The 18,176-nt window shown below is 41.1% G+C and carries 20 protein-coding genes; 14 read left to right on the top strand and 6 right to left on the bottom strand.

Features of this window, described 5'->3' with window-relative positions; translation table 11 throughout:
- Positions 1-44 precede the first annotated feature (44 nt).
- The 3 genes from HC643_RS15850 to HC643_RS15840 all read left to right on the top strand — a co-directional run bounded on the left by HC643_RS15850 (position 45) and on the right by HC643_RS15840 (position 3,406).
- The gene (locus tag HC643_RS15850; RefSeq protein ID WP_050045835.1) at positions 45-1,670 is read left to right on the top strand and encodes a hypothetical protein; all 1,626 of its coding nucleotides are present in this window, start codon (positions 45-47) and stop codon (positions 1,668-1,670) included.
- Between the two features lie 353 nt (positions 1,671-2,023).
- A complete protein-coding gene (locus HC643_RS15845) occupies positions 2,024-2,614 on the top strand; it encodes a Crp/Fnr family transcriptional regulator (RefSeq protein ID WP_038081563.1) in 591 nt (196 codons plus the stop codon).
- A 69-nt stretch (positions 2,615-2,683) separates the two neighbouring features.
- Positions 2,684-3,406, top strand: a complete 723-nt coding sequence (locus tag HC643_RS15840; protein WP_038081562.1) for an SDR family oxidoreductase — start codon at positions 2,684-2,686, stop codon at positions 3,404-3,406.
- A gap of 318 nt (positions 3,407-3,724) precedes the next feature.
- Here the strand turns inward: HC643_RS15840 and HC643_RS15835 are convergent, their stop codons facing one another.
- On the bottom strand, positions 3,725-4,156 hold the full coding sequence (locus HC643_RS15835; RefSeq protein WP_038081560.1) for an Hsp20/alpha crystallin family protein: 432 nt from the start codon (positions 4,154-4,156) through the stop codon (positions 3,725-3,727).
- Positions 4,157-4,364: 208 nt separating this feature from the next.
- Positions 4,365-4,670 (bottom strand): YkvA family protein, encoded by a 306-nt coding sequence (locus tag HC643_RS15830; protein WP_038081558.1) that lies wholly within the window; start codon positions 4,668-4,670, stop codon positions 4,365-4,367.
- Positions 4,671-4,860: 190 nt separating this feature from the next.
- On the opposite strand from HC643_RS15830, the gene HC643_RS15825 reads away from it, so the two are divergent.
- Positions 4,861-6,096, top strand: a complete 1,236-nt coding sequence (locus HC643_RS15825; protein WP_038081556.1) for an ABC transporter substrate-binding protein — start codon at positions 4,861-4,863, stop codon at positions 6,094-6,096.
- Between the two features lie 107 nt (positions 6,097-6,203).
- Here HC643_RS15825 and HC643_RS15820 read toward each other — a convergent pair whose 3' ends face one another.
- Complete coding sequence (locus HC643_RS15820) at positions 6,204-7,028, bottom strand: alpha/beta fold hydrolase (protein ID WP_038081555.1); 825 nt, start codon at positions 7,026-7,028, stop codon at positions 6,204-6,206.
- 109 nt (positions 7,029-7,137) lie between these two features.
- Between HC643_RS15820 and HC643_RS15815 the strand changes: the two genes are divergently transcribed.
- Together HC643_RS15815 and HC643_RS15810 are read left to right on the top strand one after the other, a co-directional pair.
- Positions 7,138-7,431, top strand: coding sequence for an effector-associated domain EAD1-containing protein (locus HC643_RS15815; RefSeq protein WP_050045834.1), 294 nt, complete (start codon positions 7,138-7,140; stop codon positions 7,429-7,431).
- 106 nt (positions 7,432-7,537) lie between these two features.
- Positions 7,538-8,347 carry an MOSC domain-containing protein gene (locus tag HC643_RS15810; RefSeq protein WP_038081551.1) on the top strand — a complete coding sequence of 270 codons (810 nt, stop codon included), beginning with the start codon at positions 7,538-7,540 and terminating at the stop codon, positions 8,345-8,347.
- A 141-nt stretch (positions 8,348-8,488) separates the two neighbouring features.
- Here HC643_RS15810 and HC643_RS41380 read toward each other — a convergent pair whose 3' ends face one another.
- Together HC643_RS41380 and HC643_RS15800 are read right to left on the bottom strand one after the other, a co-directional pair.
- Positions 8,489-8,671, bottom strand: coding sequence for a hypothetical protein (locus HC643_RS41380; protein ID WP_237265886.1), 183 nt, complete (start codon positions 8,669-8,671; stop codon positions 8,489-8,491).
- Positions 8,672-8,924: 253 nt separating this feature from the next.
- Positions 8,925-10,010, bottom strand: a complete 1,086-nt coding sequence (locus HC643_RS15800) for an SDR family oxidoreductase (RefSeq protein WP_038081550.1) — start codon at positions 10,008-10,010, stop codon at positions 8,925-8,927.
- Between the two features lie 644 nt (positions 10,011-10,654).
- Here HC643_RS15800 and HC643_RS15795 point away from each other — a divergent pair.
- The 4 genes from HC643_RS15795 to HC643_RS15780 all read left to right on the top strand — a co-directional run bounded on the left by HC643_RS15795 (position 10,655) and on the right by HC643_RS15780 (position 14,247).
- Positions 10,655-11,617 carry a fatty acid desaturase gene (locus HC643_RS15795; protein ID WP_050045833.1) on the top strand — a complete coding sequence of 321 codons (963 nt, stop codon included), beginning with the start codon at positions 10,655-10,657 and terminating at the stop codon, positions 11,615-11,617.
- Positions 11,618-11,968: 351 nt separating this feature from the next.
- The gene (locus HC643_RS15790) at positions 11,969-12,415 is read left to right on the top strand and encodes a YybH family protein (RefSeq protein WP_038081549.1); all 447 of its coding nucleotides are present in this window, start codon (positions 11,969-11,971) and stop codon (positions 12,413-12,415) included.
- A gap of 154 nt (positions 12,416-12,569) precedes the next feature.
- Positions 12,570-13,694 (top strand): site-2 protease family protein, encoded by a 1,125-nt coding sequence (locus HC643_RS15785; RefSeq protein WP_038081548.1) that lies wholly within the window; start codon positions 12,570-12,572, stop codon positions 13,692-13,694.
- An 85-nt stretch (positions 13,695-13,779) separates the two neighbouring features.
- Complete coding sequence (locus HC643_RS15780) at positions 13,780-14,247, top strand: GUN4 domain-containing protein (protein ID WP_050045831.1); 468 nt, start codon at positions 13,780-13,782, stop codon at positions 14,245-14,247.
- Between the two features lie 190 nt (positions 14,248-14,437).
- Here HC643_RS15780 and HC643_RS15775 read toward each other — a convergent pair whose 3' ends face one another.
- A complete protein-coding gene (locus HC643_RS15775) occupies positions 14,438-15,307 on the bottom strand; it encodes an alpha/beta fold hydrolase (protein ID WP_038081546.1) in 870 nt (289 codons plus the stop codon).
- A 455-nt stretch (positions 15,308-15,762) separates the two neighbouring features.
- Between HC643_RS15775 and HC643_RS15770 the strand changes: the two genes are divergently transcribed.
- From HC643_RS15770 to HC643_RS15755, 4 genes are read left to right on the top strand one after another with little or no spacing between them, the layout of a single operon-like run.
- Positions 15,763-16,101 (top strand): NADH-quinone oxidoreductase subunit K, encoded by a 339-nt coding sequence (locus HC643_RS15770; protein ID WP_038081543.1) that lies wholly within the window; start codon positions 15,763-15,765, stop codon positions 16,099-16,101.
- Positions 16,098-17,537 (top strand): cation:proton antiporter, encoded by a 1,440-nt coding sequence (locus HC643_RS15765; protein ID WP_038081541.1) that lies wholly within the window; start codon positions 16,098-16,100, stop codon positions 17,535-17,537. The genes HC643_RS15770 and HC643_RS15765 overlap by 4 nt, the downstream gene beginning before the upstream one ends.
- Positions 17,522-17,911: a Na+/H+ antiporter subunit E gene (locus HC643_RS15760; RefSeq protein ID WP_038081540.1), complete on the top strand. Its 390-nt coding sequence runs from the start codon at positions 17,522-17,524 to the stop codon at positions 17,909-17,911. Before HC643_RS15765 ends, HC643_RS15760 begins: the two co-directional genes overlap by 16 nt.
- A complete protein-coding gene (locus HC643_RS15755) occupies positions 17,908-18,174 on the top strand; it encodes a hypothetical protein (protein WP_038081538.1) in 267 nt (88 codons plus the stop codon). The genes HC643_RS15760 and HC643_RS15755 overlap by 4 nt, the downstream gene beginning before the upstream one ends.
- Positions 18,175-18,176: the final 2 nt, after the last annotated feature.

The raw sequence follows: 18,176 nt of genomic DNA, 5'->3' as shown, positions 1-18,176 counted from the left end.
ATTCTACGAGATTTTGGTTCCAAAAATTAGGAGGATTGTTGTAAATGGCGACTTCTACTGCTGATATTTTCACAACTGGCGAGCCCTTGACTGATAGCGTAACTTACGGTACATCTTCAAGCACTTCTAGTGGTTCACTCCCCACCACTTTTGGGAATAGTACCAATAGTGGCAGCACTTGGAGTTCGAGTACTAGCAATAATTCTTTTGCTGGTGCTGAAAACAATCCATATGCAGGTGGTGGCGGCTACGCTTATGCAAGTCTTGGCAATACGGTAGTTGGTGATAATCAATGGATTATCGGTCAAGAAACCACACCAGAGAGATTTTCAAAAGTAATAAATTATACTACAGAGGAACTCGTTGACTCTGTTATCGTTAAACTCAGCAACAAACTTTCTGAGAGTGGCATTACTAGTTCTTCAACTGGTGAAAACCCCTTTGCTGGTGGAAATAACCCCTTTGGCAGTACTAATGCTCCAGCGCTCGATTTCTTAAAGCAGGTATATGGTGTAAACTTCCCCATACCTGAATCAGCATCAAATTTCTTAACAACTGTATACGCACAAACCTTACCTGGTGACTCTAGCAACCCATTTTCCAGTGCTGGTGCTGGAACTTCAGGTACTGGTGGTAGCATCTCTCAACAGCCATCTTTCGATATCACACAAGTTGTTTTTGGTGACAGCTTATCGTCTGGGGGGAGTGGCAAATCGTCTTCTGAGACTCTCAGAATTGTTCAAGATGGTTTGTTAAACTTTACAAAAACAGTCAATTCTGCTGTTGGCAAAGGACTTTTTAGCACTAATAACACACCTCTAAAGTCCCCTTCAGATTTGTTGACGCTCTATAAGAATGACATACTCAGCGCTAATACCAGTATCAATACTGTCAATGAACTTGCTGGTGGTGGCGCAGATCCTTATACCAATTTGGCTGGTGGTAGCGGTTCTCAGGCTGTTCAACCACCTTCCGATATTTTGTACACCGTTCTTGGCGGTTTGTTACCCTTTAGTGGTACTGACAACATTTTTAACACTCCTGATGGCAGCATACCTATTGGTTACGGTAACAAAGACTTTGGCAGTGACAGCGCAGTTATCGGTAATTCTAACTGGAATTATGGGACATCCAATGCCAGCATCGGTAATGCCAACTGGAATTGGGATTTCACCAAAGACAACGCAACGATTGGTAATGGTAACTGGTATTTAGACTCCAGCCAGAACAACAGAACTTTGGGGAATGGTAACTGGTACTGGGAGTCCACAGCTAACAACAACACCTTGGGTAACGGTAACTGGCACTTCGGAAATAACAATACCACCATTGGTAACGGTAACTGGGACTTCGGTAGCAACAACACAATTATTGGTAATGGCAATCGGGTCTTCACCAGCAACAGCCTTGTGATTGGAAATGGCAACTGGTCTGTTATTATTGACAAATCCTCTACCGCTGCAGGCGACTTCCTTGGCAAGTTAGATAATTTGGTCTTGTCACTGGGAATTAAGGATAGTGCTGATAATCTAGTGAATTCTTTAATTGGCAAATTTGGTGGTGCGTTTGAACCACTGACAGGTGAGTTAACTGAAGGCGGTCGCAAGACTTACGATAAACTCTTCTATTCCGATAACAGCAGTGCGATCGCATCTGCACCTAGCCCTTAGGCTAAAAAAAGACGAAGTATGAAGGATAAAGGATGAAAAATTTATCTTTCATACTTCATAGTTTATCCTTCACCCTTTTAACAACGTTCTTTTGTAGTACATCACGGTCACTTGACATGAGTCCTGTGACTGCTTTTTTTTGGATACAACTGCTTGATGATGGATCGAACCTCTCACTCGTTTCCAGGCTCCGCTTGGAAATACCTTCATCTCAAGGCGTAGAATCAGGGGTTGCAGTTATTGTTTGAGCGATCGCATAACTGAGTTATACCAATTCTCTATGAGATTGCGCTTAAAACGCTCTCACATTGGAAATTTGAAGTACTTGTCCTCCACTGTGTGGCATTTTTAATATGCTGATTCACGAGAAAACTCCATTTGTCTCAGTCTTACGATCGCTAACCCCTCTTCCTGAAGATGAAGAAACGAAAGTGATTAACCTCTTTCAAACTCAGGTTTTGCAACGCAAAGAATTTTTCATTCGTGCAGGTGATATACCGCAAACCATTGGATTTATACTATCCGGGATTTTACGCCTGTATTACGTTGATGATAATGGGAATGAATTTACAAAATCATTTTGTACTGAGAATGATTTTGTTGGATCTTATAGTGCATTGTTACTAACACAACCCTCACGACTCTTTATTGAGGCATTAGAAGATTCAAAGTTACTTGTTGCAAACTACTCGGCTTATCGATCGCTTTCGGAAGCACACCCTTGCTGGCAAACGGTCAATTGTAAAATAGCAGAGGCATTATTTGTCAAAAAAGAAAAGCGTGAAAGTTCGTTGCTGCTAGATGATGCTAAAACTCGATATTTGAGCTTTTTAGCCGAGTATCCTGGTTTGGACGCTCGCCTTAAACAACACTATATCGCCTCCTATTTGGGGATAACCCCTGTTAGCCTGAGTCGAATTCGCGCTCAACTGAAATCGCATTAACTTATGTTAATGAGTTTTAGCCAGTATCAATTTAGGATTGCCTAAAAGACGTTACGAGCGGAGTCATTTGTGAAGACCACTCACAATACTGTTTTAATTACAGGTGGTACATCAGGGATTGGTTTAGCTCTTGCTAAACGATTTCTGCGTCAAGGCAATACCGTCATTGTCACGGGAACCAACGCTAAGAAAGCTGAAGCGGTGAAAAGCCAGTTACCAACAGTTACAGTCGATCTGACAGATATGCGCGATCGCCAAGCACTCCGTAATTTGGCATCTCGCTACCCTGATGTAAACGTTCTCATTAACAATGCTGGCATTCAGTACAACTATAACTTTGCCGATCCTGGGATTGGATACGATCTTATTGAAACAGAACTTGACATTAACTTAATTAGCCCTCTGTATCTGACAAAACTCTTTCTCCCACAACTTCTGAGTCAACCATCTGCTGCCATTATTAACGTTTCATCAGGGTTGGGAATTGTACCCAAACAAAGCGCTCCGATTTATTGCGCCAGTAAAGCAGCACTTCACAGTTTCACCAAAACCTTACGATGGCAGCTTGAAGGGACTTCCGTTCGCGTATTTGAGATTATTGCGCCGATGGTAGACACAGCAATGACACAAGGGCGAGGACGTGATAAGATTTCTCCAGAAGTTTTAGTCGAAGAGTTCTGGAGTAACTTTGTTCAAAATCGTTATGAAATGCGGATTGGCAAAACAAAATTGTTATTCGTGCTTCAACGCTTTATGCCTGCAATTGCCGAACAAATTATGAGAAGACTTTGATAGAAAAGAAAACTTCCTCATGCGATCGCGCACTCAATTTCTGCCAGCAATCAAACAGTTGTGTATGGCAATCCTATCTTGAGATCCGAACAAGGAAGACAAGGAAGAGGTGTTTGTAACTCATTTACAACTGCTATAGTTTACTCTCTCGAAAACTGCTGTAAACTAAAATTACATTATTAATAGCAGTTGAAAATAAAGGTGACTCATCCAAATAATTAAACGTGAGTTCTAAGAAAAAACCCCAGTCACTCTAACGCGACCGGGGTTGCTTGATAATTATCTACGTGAAAGAAAATTTCTCGCTAAAACAGTCAACTAAGCAGCAGGCTGTTCTAGGTTAACTTTGACAACTTTGTTCTTTTCTTCCTCTTTCTTTGGCAAAGTCAGATTCAAAATACCGTCTTTATATTCTGCCTTGACATCAGTATTTTGAATTTTTACTCTCAATGGAATTACACGCTGAAACTTACCATAGTGGAACTCAGTCCGTGTCGTACCTTTGTCTTCGGTCTTGGCTTCAGACTTGCGCTCGCCACTGATAGAAACAGTGTTTTCTGTCACTTGGATATCTAAATCTTTAGCATCGATTCCTGGAAGTTCCAACTTCAGGTGAACAGCATCCTCTGTTTGAGTCAGTTCAGCCGCAGGAACTTTAACCAAATCTCTTTCAAATGGAACTCTTGTATCTTCAAACAGGCGTTGAATAGCGTTCAGTTCTTGCCAGGGGTTGTAACGAAGTAATGCCATACGTGTTATGAATAACTAGAAATCGTGGACTTGTTTGTTTGCTTTATATTCTTATATTATTTCTGTAAAAAAGTTATGTTATTCGGCTTTAACACCACACTCTATTGATAATAACCGTACAATCAAACCAATCCTTGCAAATGAAATGCGATAAGCTTTTGACTTATCGCATTTCCATTATTATTTATTAAATTAAAAAATATAACTTTTATGAAAGCTTTACAGCTTCAACATCAATTGTAGTCGCTGTCTGAGGAGACTTGGATTCATCTGGAGTCACTTTTTTACGCTTTTTTAGCTCTTCTATAAGGATTTGGGAAGCTTCCGCGACAACGAAACTCGCAATCAGTCCATCATCTACCCATCCTATAATAGGGATAACATCTGGTGAAATATCTAAAGGACTGATTAAATAGAATAAACCAGCAACAATTGCAAATACCCGATATTTGGGATGGCGTAAAACTTTACTAATACCACTTTGAAATATTTGTGTAAAAAATTTCTTTTTCATTTAAACCCCTTCAAGCTACAAGATTATCTTGACAAATTTCCTTACGAAAGTAAAAGTGCAGATAACCGCTAAATTTATAGTGAAAATCCACCGTCCTTGTTATGTACGGTTAACCGTACATTGAATTTGTCCGTACAGTACAATTGTAAAGAAGGTACAGAATTATGATTTTGTCTGAAATCTAACAAACATGAGAAATATAAATTTTTTAAGATTCAAGCCTATAATCTTTTTTTGTCAAATCGTCTTAATAACTGTTGTTGTCATAGCTTGCCAAAGTTCAAATAAACCTAGTAATAACACAATTACAGCATCTCATAGTAAGATTCATCAAGAATGCGTTAAAAACTACAGTGAAACCACCGATTACTTTCCGAAAAAAATTATTATTGATTATGCAAAAGGTTTTGGAGTAGAATACTATAAAAATTATAAAATTGTTACGGTAAAGAATCCATGGCAAAAGGCAGCTACTACATTTCAATATGTTCTCGTACAATGCGGTACGCCTGTTCCTAAAGGATTTAAAGAATCACAAACTATTCAAATTCCTATCAATACTGTCGTTTCGCTTTCTACCACCCATTTACCACATTTAGATAAGTTAGGAGTTGTAGATAAGCTTCTTGGAGTCAGCGATACAAGTACAGTCAACACCAATAGCGTTGTTGAAAAAATCAAAGCTAATAAAATAGCTAAATTAGGAATTGATAATAGTCTGAACCTAGAAAAATTATTAGACTTAAACCCAGATTTAGTAACGACCTATGGAGTAGGAAATCCAAACATTGATAGTTATCCCAGACTTATAGAAGCTGGTTTAAAGGTGGCTATTAACGCTGATTACACGGAATCATCTCCATTGGGACGAGCCGAATGGATAAAGTTTACATCCCTATTTTTTAATCGCGAAGCCAAAGCAGAAGAAATTTTTGACGAAATTGCAAAACAATATCAAGCAATTTCGGTCAAAGCAAAAGCAGCAAAAAATCGTCCAACGGTATTTGTTGGATTTAACTCAAAAGGAACTTGGTATATGCCAGGAGGGAACAGTTATGTAGCTCAATATTTTGCAGACGCAGGTGCAAATTATCTCTGGAAAGACGAAAAATCATCAGGAAGTTTACCATTATCCTTAGAACAAGTCTTTGAACGTGCTACCAATGCCGATTATTGGTTAAATGGGAGTTTATATTGGAAAACTAAAAAGGATTTACTCGCTGAAGACAACCGCTATGGAGATTTTAAAGCTGTCAAAAACGGTAATCTCTACAATAACAATGCTCTTCTTAATTCTAGTGGAGGTAATGACTACTGGGAAAGTGGAATCAGCAATCCTCATCTCGTGCTATCAGATATCATTAAAATTCTACATCCAGAGATTTTACGCGATCGCAAGTTAGTCTATTACCGCAAGCTTTCCTAATGTGTCTGCATTCCCAACTGCTTCCAGAAGTCGGGAATCTAACTTTATCTTAGATAAAACTCCAAATTTATAGAACAAGCCGTGCAATATCGAATTCTTATTCAATATCAGCCTGAGAGAAAATTTAAGAGCAAACTATTAACTTTTTCAGGTTGGTCAAGCTGCATCCAGTGGCTTGCGCCCTCTATTCGTTCGTATTTCCACACCCCAGAAACGTATTGAGCGGATAAGAGCATTTGAGCTTCGGTTAGATAAGCATCTCTGCTGCTCCAAACTCCCAGCACTGAGGCTTGGACTTTTGGGAGCGCCCATTTCTCTGGAAGCCATACTTCAGGAGCAACATTTGCTCGATACCAGTTCAAAGCAGCTGTCAACGCTCCCGGTCGTTGGAGATCTTTGAGCCACTGAGACATCTCTGGATGATGATTAAACAAGTCACGAAACAGCTTCCAATCGTCGCGAGTCAAGAGTTCTTCAGCAATTTCGCGAAACTGAAACAGCAACATATACCACGACTTTTCTCGCTGCTCCATTCCAGTTTTGAAGAAAGTCGCCGGATGTCCTACCGAAAGAGCAACTAGGCGATCGACACGCTCTGGATAAAGGGAAGCAAGCGCCCAACTTACCGCAGCACCCCAGTCATGACCTACAACATGGGTACGCTCAATACCCAGGCGATCCAGCATTGCGATCGCGTCTTCAACAATCAGTTGCAATTTATAAAACTCTGGCTCTGCTGGCTTATCAGACTCACCAAACCCACGTAAATCTGGAGCAATAACATGCATCCCCTCATTAACAAGTGCTGGAATCTGATTTCGCCAGAGGTATGAAGAATCTGGAAATCCGTGCAAAAGCAAAACTGGTAATCCGGTTCCTTCTTCTAAAATGTGGAAGTTTAAATGTCCGATCTGAATTTGCTGAGAGGGCATAGCTAGCAATCTCCTCAATTCGCAATTCTACTGATTTAATCACAATAAATGTATTATTATGTAAATAAGATTTTAATTTAGCAATTTGTAATGTTTGGAAGTTAATAGAGTGATAAATTTAACAGGTCAACAGAGAGGCAGATTGCGCGATGCTTTACTAAATGCTTTTCCTACAAAAGCATCTTTAGAACAATTATTATTGATGAGTTTAAATAAAAATTTAGATGCAATTGCAGGCGGAAATAATTTATTTTCTGAAGGTTTTTATGATGGGTTGGGGTATGAAAATTTTGATAATGGCAGCTTTTTTGAAAGAGCTTTTAAAGAAGGGAAGCTAGCTGTTGCACTTCAATATCCTCAAGAAAAGGAAACACTCGTTTTAGAAGTTAAAACAAAAGTTTAAGGTAATCGATCGCTGGTCTTTCACTAATCGTGGCGATCGCGGAACCAACCTTCCTAAATCAACTTTGACACGACTCTTTCCCTCTCAGACAATCCAGGAGTTACTTATGACAGACGTGATTCCTTACGTTTCAAGATTATTCATTTATCCAATCAAATCTTTGGATAAAGTTGGCATTGAGAATACAACTGTTCTCAGGAGTGGTGCGTTGAAGCGAGATCGCGAGTTTGCTATCTTCGATCGCTCGGGTCGCTTTGTCAACGGTAAGCGTAACGAGCGAATCCATGCCATACGCTCTGAATTCGATCTCGAAACCAACACTGTTTCTTTGCGGGTACAGCAAACAGATCGCGTAAATGTATTTCATGTTGAGACAGAGCGTGAAGCACTTGAATATTGGCTGGGTGAATTCTTTGGTTTTCCAGTAGAAGTCAAGCAAAACCCCGACGCGGGATTTCCAGATGATACCGTGTCTCCCGGTCCAACCATCATTAGCACGGCAACACTAGAAGCAATTGCCTCATGGTACCCCGGACTTGATGTTGAAGAAGTGCGTTTGCGTTTTCGCTCCAATATTGAAATTTCAGGTGTTCCTGCTTTTTGGGAAGATCGGCTTTTTACAGAAGCAGAGGGGACGGTTCATTTCCAGATTGGAGATGTACAGTTTATGGGCATTAACCCCTGTCAGCGCTGTGTCGTGATTACTCGTGATTCTAAAACCGGAGTGGCTTACCCAAACTTCCAAAAAACCTTTGTAGCACAACGAAGAACAACTTTACCTGCATGGGTAGAGCGATCGCGATTCAACCACTTCTACCGCTTGGCAATCAACACGAGGCTACCTATTACCGAAGAAGGAAAAACAATTTGCATTGGTAATGAACTCAGAATTGACTCATATAGCAGTCCTAGTTGAGTTGTAAAAATTGAGCAATCTGTCCGTCCCACCCCTGAAGGAGGGTTGAAACACTACGTCACACTTCGTGTCTCAACCTTGTGGGCTTTCTGCTTTTAATATTGTAAAAAGTATGAAGTAGCTTGGCTAAGCTCTCACATTTCAATTTGAATTTAACCAATTCTGCTGTTGCAATCGCTGCCAAGCTTTGCGTATATGTTCTGCTTTAAAGATGGTGCGTTTTCTTTCGCTCCATATATGCACTAATTGTATCGCCTGCTCACTATCTTGGGCGGGTTGACGTTCTTTGGTGGCTACCCAGTGAACTGTGGCCAATAATTCCATGCCATAGGGGGTTTCAAAGCCGATAATTAGGTTGCTAATTCGCTCTAAGCGTTCCTGGGCAGATGCGTCATTAGCTAAAAATGCCTGTGCGGCTTCCCTTCGAGCTGGTAAGACATAAATCTCTGCGCTTTCGGCTTTGGCTGTGCCATCCCCATAACCGCGAATGTAATGCCCTTCTATGTGTCTTAAAACGTGATTCAGGTTATGGGCATAAAGCTAGAGGCGTGCAAACATCGCGGACAACCGGATTCACCTAAAAACCTCCACAGCCAGCGCCTGCGCTACTTTTAAGAGCAAACACTGAATCCGGAGTTTCCGTTTCTCCAAAAAGATCTGGCTGTTCCTCAACCATTGGAGTGCGATCGCCAACAACGTCGTTGGGGTTTTCGTTAGCCCATTCTTTCAAGGAGATACTTTCTCGACCCAACCACCGCACGAGTTCCTGCTTGTTATCGTAAAAATCGCACAACCCGTACTTACACAGTGCTGAAATTAACTCCTCAAAAGCAAGCACGTCACTTTTTTCTCCGTCTGTTTCTTCCAAGAGAGTTCTCGCTCCATCGTACCTGTATCCTAGCTCTAACAGATCGGGAAACAGTTTTTCAACATCAACTAGCCCGTTATCGTCGAACTTAACAGATTGAAAGTGTTTTGCAAGAAACTTTCGGCTGTTAGCATTTTGTTGAAGAACTTCACATAATTCCCGTACAATATCCTTTCCTGTCAGATAAGTCGATCCCATTAAGACGTAGGGTGACTCGTTATTGACTTGTCCAGTTATCCACTTATAAAGCCCTTCACTCACAACTTTCGGATCTATCCATGGTAAAGCTCTATTATTCAAAGGCATCGGTATAGTGGAACTGTTCTTTAATTCTTGCTTCTGAATGAGGATATCGGAAAATAGGGGTGCATGACGCACTACCAAAGTGTCTGCTTCTTGAGAACGCACGTAAGCTTCTGCCATCGCTAAAATCTTACCCAATCTGCTCTCTTCAGGACAAGCTGGAGCTACCCATCCCAAGCGCTGAATTCCCACTTCCCTAGCCAATTTCAAAAAAGAGTGAGTGAGTTGTTTCGCTTGAAATAAGTCTGCTGGCACGATAAACATAACAGCTGCTTCATAAGGTTGAGATACTTCTCCCACTGCTTCTAAAGGATTTGAGTCATCTAAAATCGATTCAACTGCTTCTAAGGTTGTGGCAACACTCAGCATATCAGACGGTTGAAAAACGCATACCTCAAACGCATCTGATAAATTTTCTAACAAACCGATAAATTGCCGAGCAGGTATATATTCCAGATCTGATACAAAAACGATTACTTTTTTGAACGACATATGTGGTAGAACCCTGTTTTTTTTTAATCAATGTATATTTTTTCATTAGAATAGGGGAATTTTTTTTTAAGCACAAGATTTTTCTAAATTAAATTCTGATTATTTTTGCTTGTCCTAAAAGTAGGAAAAGTTGGTTATTATATTTTAGATTTTGTATGGCAATTCTAGAACATTGCTATACTAATACTACTTTTCCTACTTTTTAACTCATAAAGTAGCCAAATAATATCTAATGCTTTCCTCATACAAGCGACAGCAATGAGGGATGAGATATCCACTGTTGTTTTTGAATCTATAGCAATCCTATTTGACTTGTGAGAAAATACGCAGTCATCTCATCCCAATTTCAGGTCAAATTTAATTGAGCCATAGATATTGTCCTCACATTAGAAATGTTGGGCTCTACAAACAAAGCCTGCCTAAGCGCAAAGCGCACGCTACGCGATGCCGCAGGCTATGCCCGTAAGGGCTATACGCAGGCTAATTTTATGCATCTTCATAGAAAATTGGTATAAGCTCTTTAGAGGTTAGCGCTAAATATAAAGTTCCACCAAGAGAAGTTATTACGCAGTACCAAACAACTCAACCCTAAGTGCTGTACTATACTAGATTTATTGTATTTTCCGTTTAATTACGCTTTAATTATGTCTGATGATGCAATTATTCAAAGAGAATTATTGGATAGTCAAGCCGAGAAACAGCACAACACCCGGCAGATTCTGAATGTAAAAGAATTAAGTATTTTGAACGCTCGCTCTAACACTACTGGGCTGGTTTATCTGATTGGACATATTACTATCATCGGATGCAGTGGTTACCTCTGGGCAACGAACTCTTACAATTGGTTTGTGACGATCCCAGCACTTTTCATTTATGGATTTAGTATTGCTTCGATGTTTGCACCAATGCACGAATGTGTTCACAGAACAGCTTTTGCTAACAATCGTTTGAATGAGGCTGTGGCTTGGTGTGCGGGAGTAATCTCTTTTTACAACAGCACTTTTTTTTGTCACTATCACAAGTGGCATCATCTTTATACTCGGGTTCCTGGTAAAGACCCAGAACTAACCGATATAACACCCAAAAATTGGGCTGAATACATACTGGTGATAAGTGGTTTGCCTTGGTGGTTCGCTCATGTCACAGGGCATTTTCGGATTGCATTCGGTTTACTTGACGATTGTCCATTTATTCCTTTATCGGCGCGTGCCCAAGTTATTCGCTCAACTCGTTTGCACTTAGGTGTTTATGCAGCCGCAATTGCTGTTTCTCTAATCTTTGGTCAACCTTGGTTTTTTCTTTATTGGTTACTGCCGCTGATAGTTGGTCAGCCAATTCTGCGGTTTATTTTATTGGCAGAGCATACGGGTTGTACTTTAGATAATAACTTAACAACAAATACGCGCACAACGCTGACACTTTTACCCGTGCGATCGCTCATGTGGAATATGTCATTTCATGCAGAACACCATTTGTATCCATCAATTCCTTTCCACGCACTGCCTGAAGCCCATCAGCAGTTGAATTCATACTTTACCCACGTCGAACCAGGGTACATCAAAGTCAACCGCGATATCATAGCTCAATTGGGACAGTTGGAGGGATGACAAACAAGATGAGTTGTCTAACGTTAAAGAACTATAAATTGCGGTAAATATTCGTTATTTAAGACAAAGGCAAGAAGAAAACGCACTCTCTACATTAGTTATTGGGGATTGGTAGACATAACTATAGCATATTAAGAAATGTATACGTTTGTTCTCGTAAACGGAGACTTGAGTTTTACTGAAGTAGTACATATGTTTTAAAATAGCTTGGTTGCAGTCAAGTTTACAGAATATACGGCTGCAAGTACCTTTCTTCAACGCCATCACCAATCAAAAATTATGCCATGTAAGGTTCATGAGAATCTATTCGCGAGTGTGAATGCGCTTATTTGAACGTAGGAGAAGACTACTATGATAACCGAACAGGACAAAGCGATTGATGAAGCTCAGATCCAACAACTTGCAGATGATTGGCTAAAAGCACTACGCGCCAAGGATATTAACGGGCTGATGTCTCACTATGTTCCAGACATTTTGTTGTTCGACATTCTGCCTCCTCTGGAACATAAAGGAATTTCGGCCTATAGAAAAATTTGGTCTGAGTGTTTACCTTACTTTCAAGGCTCTATTGACTGTGAAATTCGCGACCTAAACATCACTGTTGGATCGGATGTTGCTTTTAGCCACAGTCTCAACCGGATGAGCGGAACGACAACAAACGGTAAGAAAATCGATAACTGGTTGCGTGTTACCGTTTGCTATCGCAAGATTGACGGCAGGTGGATGGTGGTTCACGAGCATATTTCAGTGCCTATCGATATGGATACCACCAAAGCTTTATTTGACCTCAAGCCATAACATGGGTAGTTTGGAGATCGTGTGTAATAACCGCACCTCTAAGGAACGGACACCACGACAGTTCAAAAGATGAGAAGCGCTTAACAATTCGTTACGATAGAAACATCAAGAGGGGTAAAGCAAAACCTCCATATTGAAATCAAAGGTGAACGACATGAATGGCACAATTCGCGTTGGCAACCTCTTCGGGATTCCCTTCTATATCCATCCATCTTGGTTTTTTGTCCTGGGCTTAGTCACTCTAAGCTATAGCAGTGGATTAGCAGCACAATTCCCGCAGTTGGGTGCAGCATTGGCTGTCATACTGGGGTTGCTGACAGCACTGTTATTATTTGGCTCTGTTGTAGCTCATGAATTGGGACATAGCTTTGTCGCGCTTCGCCAAGGAATTGATGTGAAATCAATCACGCTCTTTATATTTGGTGGATTGGCAAGCTTAGAAAAAGAGTCGGAAACTCCTGCGGAGGCTTTTTGGGTTGCAATTGCAGGTCCTCTTGTTAGCTTACTGTTATTCGGTATGCTGACAGGTGTTGGAATTGCGATCGCTCCTTCTGGACCCCTAGCCGCAATTTTGGGTGTTCTTGCTTCTGTCAACTTAGCACTAGCACTCTTTAACCTCATACCTGGCTTACCTCTAGATGGTGGAAATATATTAAAAGCTCTTGTGTGGAAGATTACGGGAAATCCTTATAAGGGTGTTGTTTTTGCCAGCCGAGTTGGTCAAATCTTTGGTTGGATTGCTATAGCCTCCGGTTTACTCCCGCTTTTATTATCAGGTAGCTTTGCAAACTTCTGGAACTTGCTAGTCGGTTTCTTCTTACTGCAAAATGCTGGTAACGCAGCTCAATTTGCTAGAGTACAAGAAAAACTCACGGGTTTGACGGCTGCTGATGCAGTCACTACGGATAGTCCAATTGTTTCTGCTCATTTGACATTACGAGAATTTGCTGACGAACGTATCTTGGGCTGGCAAAACTGGAGTCGCTTCCTAGTGACAGATGACAGCGGACAGCTTGTAGGAGCAGTATCTGTTGATAATTTGAGAGCCATACCAACAGCAATGTGGTCAGAAACTCAAATCAAAGACGTTATGCGACCAATCGAACAGTTGGCTACTGTGAAATCTGACCAGTCATTAATGGATGCAGTACAACTGCTAGAACAAAGAAAACTATCTGCACTTGCTGTCATCCGTGACAATGGCGTGCTTGTGGGACTTTTAGAAAAAGCTTCAATTATTAACTTACTTTACAAAAAAGCCCAAACAAACGCTGCATAATCAATCTGGATAATATTTAGACAGTAAAGCCTAGTTTTTCTAAAAAACTAGGCTTTTGCTTTCTTAGCACTTCTACCTTTGACAAATGTCAGAAAAATTTTCTTCAACATATAGTATCGACTATACTCAACTGCGCGATCTTTTAGAAACTGGACAATGGAAAGACGCAGACGAAGAAACTGGAAAAGTGATGCGAACAATAACCAACCGCGTTACAGCAGGTTGGATAAGAGAAGAAGATTTTGCTCAATTTCCGTGTTTGGAGCTAAAAACTATCAACGATCTTTGGACTAAGTACAGCAAAGGGCATTTTGGATTTGCCGTACAAAGCCGCATTTGGGAAAGTCTAGAAGATGATTATCTTAAGTTTGGCGATCTTGTAGGATGGAGAGTGAGCTACCGATGGCAACTGTACTCAGAACTTCAGTTTAGTTTAGATGCTTCAGTTGGACATCTACCCGCCGCACCATTTTATAAATCTGATGGTGCGGCTATTGGGTGGGCTGCAACTCTCACATCTAAATTAGAGGATTGTTATGCGGATGATTTTTGAATCGTAAGTATCTCCAAAAGACAAATCAGACTGACGTGGGTGTGTTTTCAAACGACTCGTTTAGCCTTCTAATTTTCTAGATCCCCCTAAATCCCCCTCTTGAAGGGGGATTTGAAGAGTATCTCTATCAGGGTTGTATGCAATGCAGACTTAATTTCCACTTCATAGTATCTCTTGCAAGCCGCTACAATCAAGCAGCCAAGCGTTGCAACTGTTTCGCCAGGAAGTTAGTAATGAGCCAAGCAATAGTTTCGCCGTCTTCTTCTAGGGCAAAATGCCCTGTATTCACCAAATGGAACTCAATGTTTTTCAAATCCTGTAAGTAAGGGTAAGCACCATCGGTAGGAAAAATATAGTCATTCTTACCCCAGACTACTAATGTTGGAGGTTGATACTTGCGAAAATATTCCTGCCATTGAGGATATAACGGTGGATTGGAACCGTAACTGTAAAACAGCGCTAGTTGGATATCATTATTCCCAGGTCGATCGAGTAACGCTTGGTCAAGATTCCAATTATCAGGACTAATAGATTCAGGATTGCGAACTCCGTGAGTATATTGCCATTTGGTTGCATCTAAAGTTAGTAATTGTCTTAACTTGTCAGCATTTTCTGGTGTCGGGTCTATCCAATAAGCCTTCAGAGGTTCCCAAAACTCGCGCAGCCCTTGTTCGTAAGCATTGCCATTTTGAACAACAAGCGCTTCGACTCGCTCTGGATATTTGCGTGCAATTCTGTACCCGATGGGAGCACCATAATCCATTAAATAGAGGCTATACTTGTTCAATCCCAATGCTTCGATAAATTTCTCAATGACAGAAGCTAAATTGTCAAAGGTGTATTCAAATTCATTTATTGTTGGCATCGAACTGTTACCAAAACCTGGATAATCAGGTGCAACAAGATGGAATCGATCTGCTAAAGCATCCATCAAATTACGAAACATATGCGATGAAGTTGGGAAGCCATGCAGTAAAAGGATTGTTGGAGACTGTGGCGAACCCGCTTCGCGATAGGAAATATTGAGACCATCAATCTGAACTGTTCGGTATACACACATAGTTGTTGAATTCTCCTTATCAATCTAGATAGAACGTTCGGTCAAGAAAAAGGGTTAACGGTCTTCGTAAAGTCACCCTTAAAGTATTAAGTAAGCTTGATGTTATGAGCAATCAGGCATTTAGCTAACTTTTATTTTGGCAGTCCTAAGCGATCGCATTGCTTGGAAACAAATGCTTCCGGTCAGGCGCTAGATATCTTTTTTGTACCAAGCATTCGGTATTTTATTACTGTACCGAATGTTCGGTTTAATGTCAATAGACGAAACAAAGAAATTTAATGGATAAACAAATAACACTAAATAAAACCCAAGCATAGGTTTAAATCAATGGTTTTCCCTGAAAAAAAAGATGGGTGGTTGCAAAAAACAGAGGTATAAATAAGTCAAAATACTCTATAAGATTAACTTTTACTTCATATCAGTAGTAGCCAACCCTTACCCAACAACCTATTCCCGTGTTAGAGGTATGCATTTTCGCAACAATACTCTGCGGATTTTTTGGCATCATCCTAAAAAAGAACCTTGTTATGAAGATCGTCTCGATGGACGTGATGAGCACGGGCGTCGTCGCCTATTACGTGCTGATTGCATCGAGAAATGGATTCCTCACACCAATTGTTTCCAACGTCAAAAACAACGGTGCATATGCCGATCCGGTTCCCCAGGCAGTCATATTAACGGCAATTGTAATCGGATTTTCGATTCAAGCCTTAATGCTAGTTGGTGTTATGAAACTGGCACGGGATAATCCGACCTTGGAAAGCAACGAAATCGAGAAGAACAATACGCCATGAGTACTATTACGATCGCATGGATTGCACTACCATTTTTTTTTGGGTTTATCATTTATCTGCTCCCAAAACTTGACCGATACCTGGCAGTGTTCGTGGCTTTGGCTTCAGCAGGATATGCGTTGCAGCTATTTGTTCAGCGCTCGCCACTAACACTAAAGTTACTGGATAATTTCGGTGTTATCTTAACAGTAGACCAATTGAGCGGCTACTTTATCTTGACCAATGCACTGGTAACAGCTGCCGTCATCCTCTACTGTTGGCATAGCAATAGGACAGCTTTTTTTTACGCACAAACCATCATTTTGCATGGCAGTATCAATGCTGCATTTGCCTGTTCCGACTTAATCAGTCTCTACGTGGCATTAGAGGTAAGCGGTATTGCAGCGTTTCTGTTAATTGCCTATCCTCGCACTAACCGATCCATTTGGGTTGGCTTGCGCTATCTCTTTGTCAGTAATGTGGCAATGCTTTTTTATTTGATTGGTGCGGTGCTAGTGTATCAGGCGCACCATTCGTTTAGTTTTGGAGGTTTGCGCCACGCCCCTCCAGAAGCACTTGCCCTAATTTTTCTGGGCTTTTTGACCAAAGGGGGAATTTTTGTATCGGGATTGTGGTTGCCGTTGACTCACTCGGAATCGGAAACGCCAGTGTCAGCAATGATGTCGGGAATTGTGGTCAAAGCTGGCGTTTACCCGTTAGTGCGCTGTGCATTAATGGTGGAAGAGGTTGACCCGATAGTAAGAATCTTTGGCGTAAGTACCGCACTTTTAGGAGTGTTTTATGCAGTCTTTGAAAAGGATACCAAGCGGATGCTGGCATTTCATACAATTTCACAGCTAGGCTTTATCCTTGCTGCCCCGGTTGTAGGTGGATTCTACGCACTTACCCACGGACTCGTGAAATCAGCACTCTTTTTGATTGCGGGGACTTTACCAAGCCGAAACTTGAAGGAACTGCAACAACAACCCATCGCTACCCCAATTTGGATTGCCCTAGTTATAGCGAGCTTCTCGATTTCTGGCTTTCCCTTATTGTCTGGTTTTGGGGCGAAAGTGCTGACAACAAAGAATCTACTTCCTTGGCAAGTTATTGCTATGAATCTTGCAGCCCTTGGAACGGCAATATCGTTTGCGAAATTCATTTTTTTACCTCGTGGGGGAGAAGCAAAGGTAAAACCCGGTTTTTGGGCAGCCGTCATCCTATTAATTGGGGGATTAGTTCTAGCTAATATTGTGTATTACGAGGCGTATACTGTTCCTAATATTATCAAACCTCTGGCAACTATCGGCATTGGCTGGTTGGCTTATTTTGCAATTTTTAAGCGCTCGCAACTCAAACTTCCGCGTGTCCTTGAAGAATTCGAGCATCTCATCGGTGTTATGAGTCTAATTTTAATCCTGCTGTTTTGGAAGGGGTTTGCATGGTTGGGCATTTAAATCTTATATTACGATTGGCTATATGGTTTTTGCTGACTGCCGATTTCAGTTTGGCAAACATCATCATTGGTCTGACGATAGCATTTCTATTGCCCGGTCGTCACGCAACCCCAGAAGCATTAAAAGATTGGTTGCGCGTGCTGGGTGAGATTTTAGTGGCAATTCCGCAAGCCTATATTGAGGCATTTGAAATTATCTTTCGTCCGCACAAGTACGAAGAGATAACGATGGAACGAGTCAAATCAGGACGCACGCCCGGTCTGATATTCCTAGACATATTCTTAATTACCTTTACCCCAAAAACTGTTGTCTTGAAATATCACGAAGATGGCTGGTATGAAGTCCACCAGGTTCGACGGAGAAGAAAGTCATGAATCTAAACCTGATAGCGATCGCAATGCTTCTGGCTCTGCTGATACCTATCTACGAGGTGTGTAAGGATGATGATATCTGGCAGAAGATGTTGGCATTTTCAAGCATCGCTTCAAAAACATCAATCCTAATTCTGGTCGTATCTGTCATGCGCGATGACTGGATGGTGGGTGTTGTTGGGGTCATTATCCTGAGTGTGGGTAATGCGGCTTTGATGCTGCTAGCTCATTTACTCAAACGTATGAATGATGTATCGGATTATTAACA

Source organism: Tolypothrix bouteillei VB521301 (genome assembly GCF_000760695.4).
Classification (GTDB): domain Bacteria; phylum Cyanobacteriota; class Cyanobacteriia; order Cyanobacteriales; family Nostocaceae; genus Scytonema; species Scytonema bouteillei_A.
This window is presented reverse-complemented; position numbering and strand designations above follow the sequence as displayed.

Coding starts and splice junctions, on each gene's coding strand:
- HC643_RS15775 (WP_038081546.1), bottom strand. CDS start 15,307: ATGTGTGTATACCGAACAGTTCAGATTGATGGTCTCAATATTTCCTAT.
- HC643_RS15800 (WP_038081550.1), bottom strand. CDS start 10,010: ATGTCGTTCAAAAAAGTAATCGTTTTTGTATCAGATCTGGAATATATA.
- HC643_RS15825 (WP_038081556.1), top strand. CDS start 4,861: ATGAGAAATATAAATTTTTTAAGATTCAAGCCTATAATCTTTTTTTGT.
- HC643_RS15755 (WP_038081538.1), top strand. CDS start 17,908: ATGAATCTAAACCTGATAGCGATCGCAATGCTTCTGGCTCTGCTGATA.
- HC643_RS15780 (WP_050045831.1), top strand. CDS start 13,780: ATGTCAGAAAAATTTTCTTCAACATATAGTATCGACTATACTCAACTG.
- HC643_RS15820 (WP_038081555.1), bottom strand. CDS start 7,028: ATGCCCTCTCAGCAAATTCAGATCGGACATTTAAACTTCCACATTTTA.
- HC643_RS15835 (WP_038081560.1), bottom strand. CDS start 4,156: ATGGCATTACTTCGTTACAACCCCTGGCAAGAACTGAACGCTATTCAA.
- HC643_RS15790 (WP_038081549.1), top strand. CDS start 11,969: ATGATAACCGAACAGGACAAAGCGATTGATGAAGCTCAGATCCAACAA.
- HC643_RS15760 (WP_038081540.1), top strand. CDS start 17,522: ATGGTTGGGCATTTAAATCTTATATTACGATTGGCTATATGGTTTTTG.
- HC643_RS15795 (WP_050045833.1), top strand. CDS start 10,655: ATGTCTGATGATGCAATTATTCAAAGAGAATTATTGGATAGTCAAGCC.
- HC643_RS15850 (WP_050045835.1), top strand. CDS start 45: ATGGCGACTTCTACTGCTGATATTTTCACAACTGGCGAGCCCTTGACT.
- HC643_RS15785 (WP_038081548.1), top strand. CDS start 12,570: ATGAATGGCACAATTCGCGTTGGCAACCTCTTCGGGATTCCCTTCTAT.
- HC643_RS41380 (WP_237265886.1), bottom strand. CDS start 8,671: ATGGAATTATTGGCCACAGTTCACTGGGTAGCCACCAAAGAACGTCAA.
- HC643_RS15810 (WP_038081551.1), top strand. CDS start 7,538: ATGACAGACGTGATTCCTTACGTTTCAAGATTATTCATTTATCCAATC.
- HC643_RS15845 (WP_038081563.1), top strand. CDS start 2,024: ATGCTGATTCACGAGAAAACTCCATTTGTCTCAGTCTTACGATCGCTA.
- HC643_RS15765 (WP_038081541.1), top strand. CDS start 16,098: ATGAGTACTATTACGATCGCATGGATTGCACTACCATTTTTTTTTGGG.
- HC643_RS15830 (WP_038081558.1), bottom strand. CDS start 4,670: ATGAAAAAGAAATTTTTTACACAAATATTTCAAAGTGGTATTAGTAAA.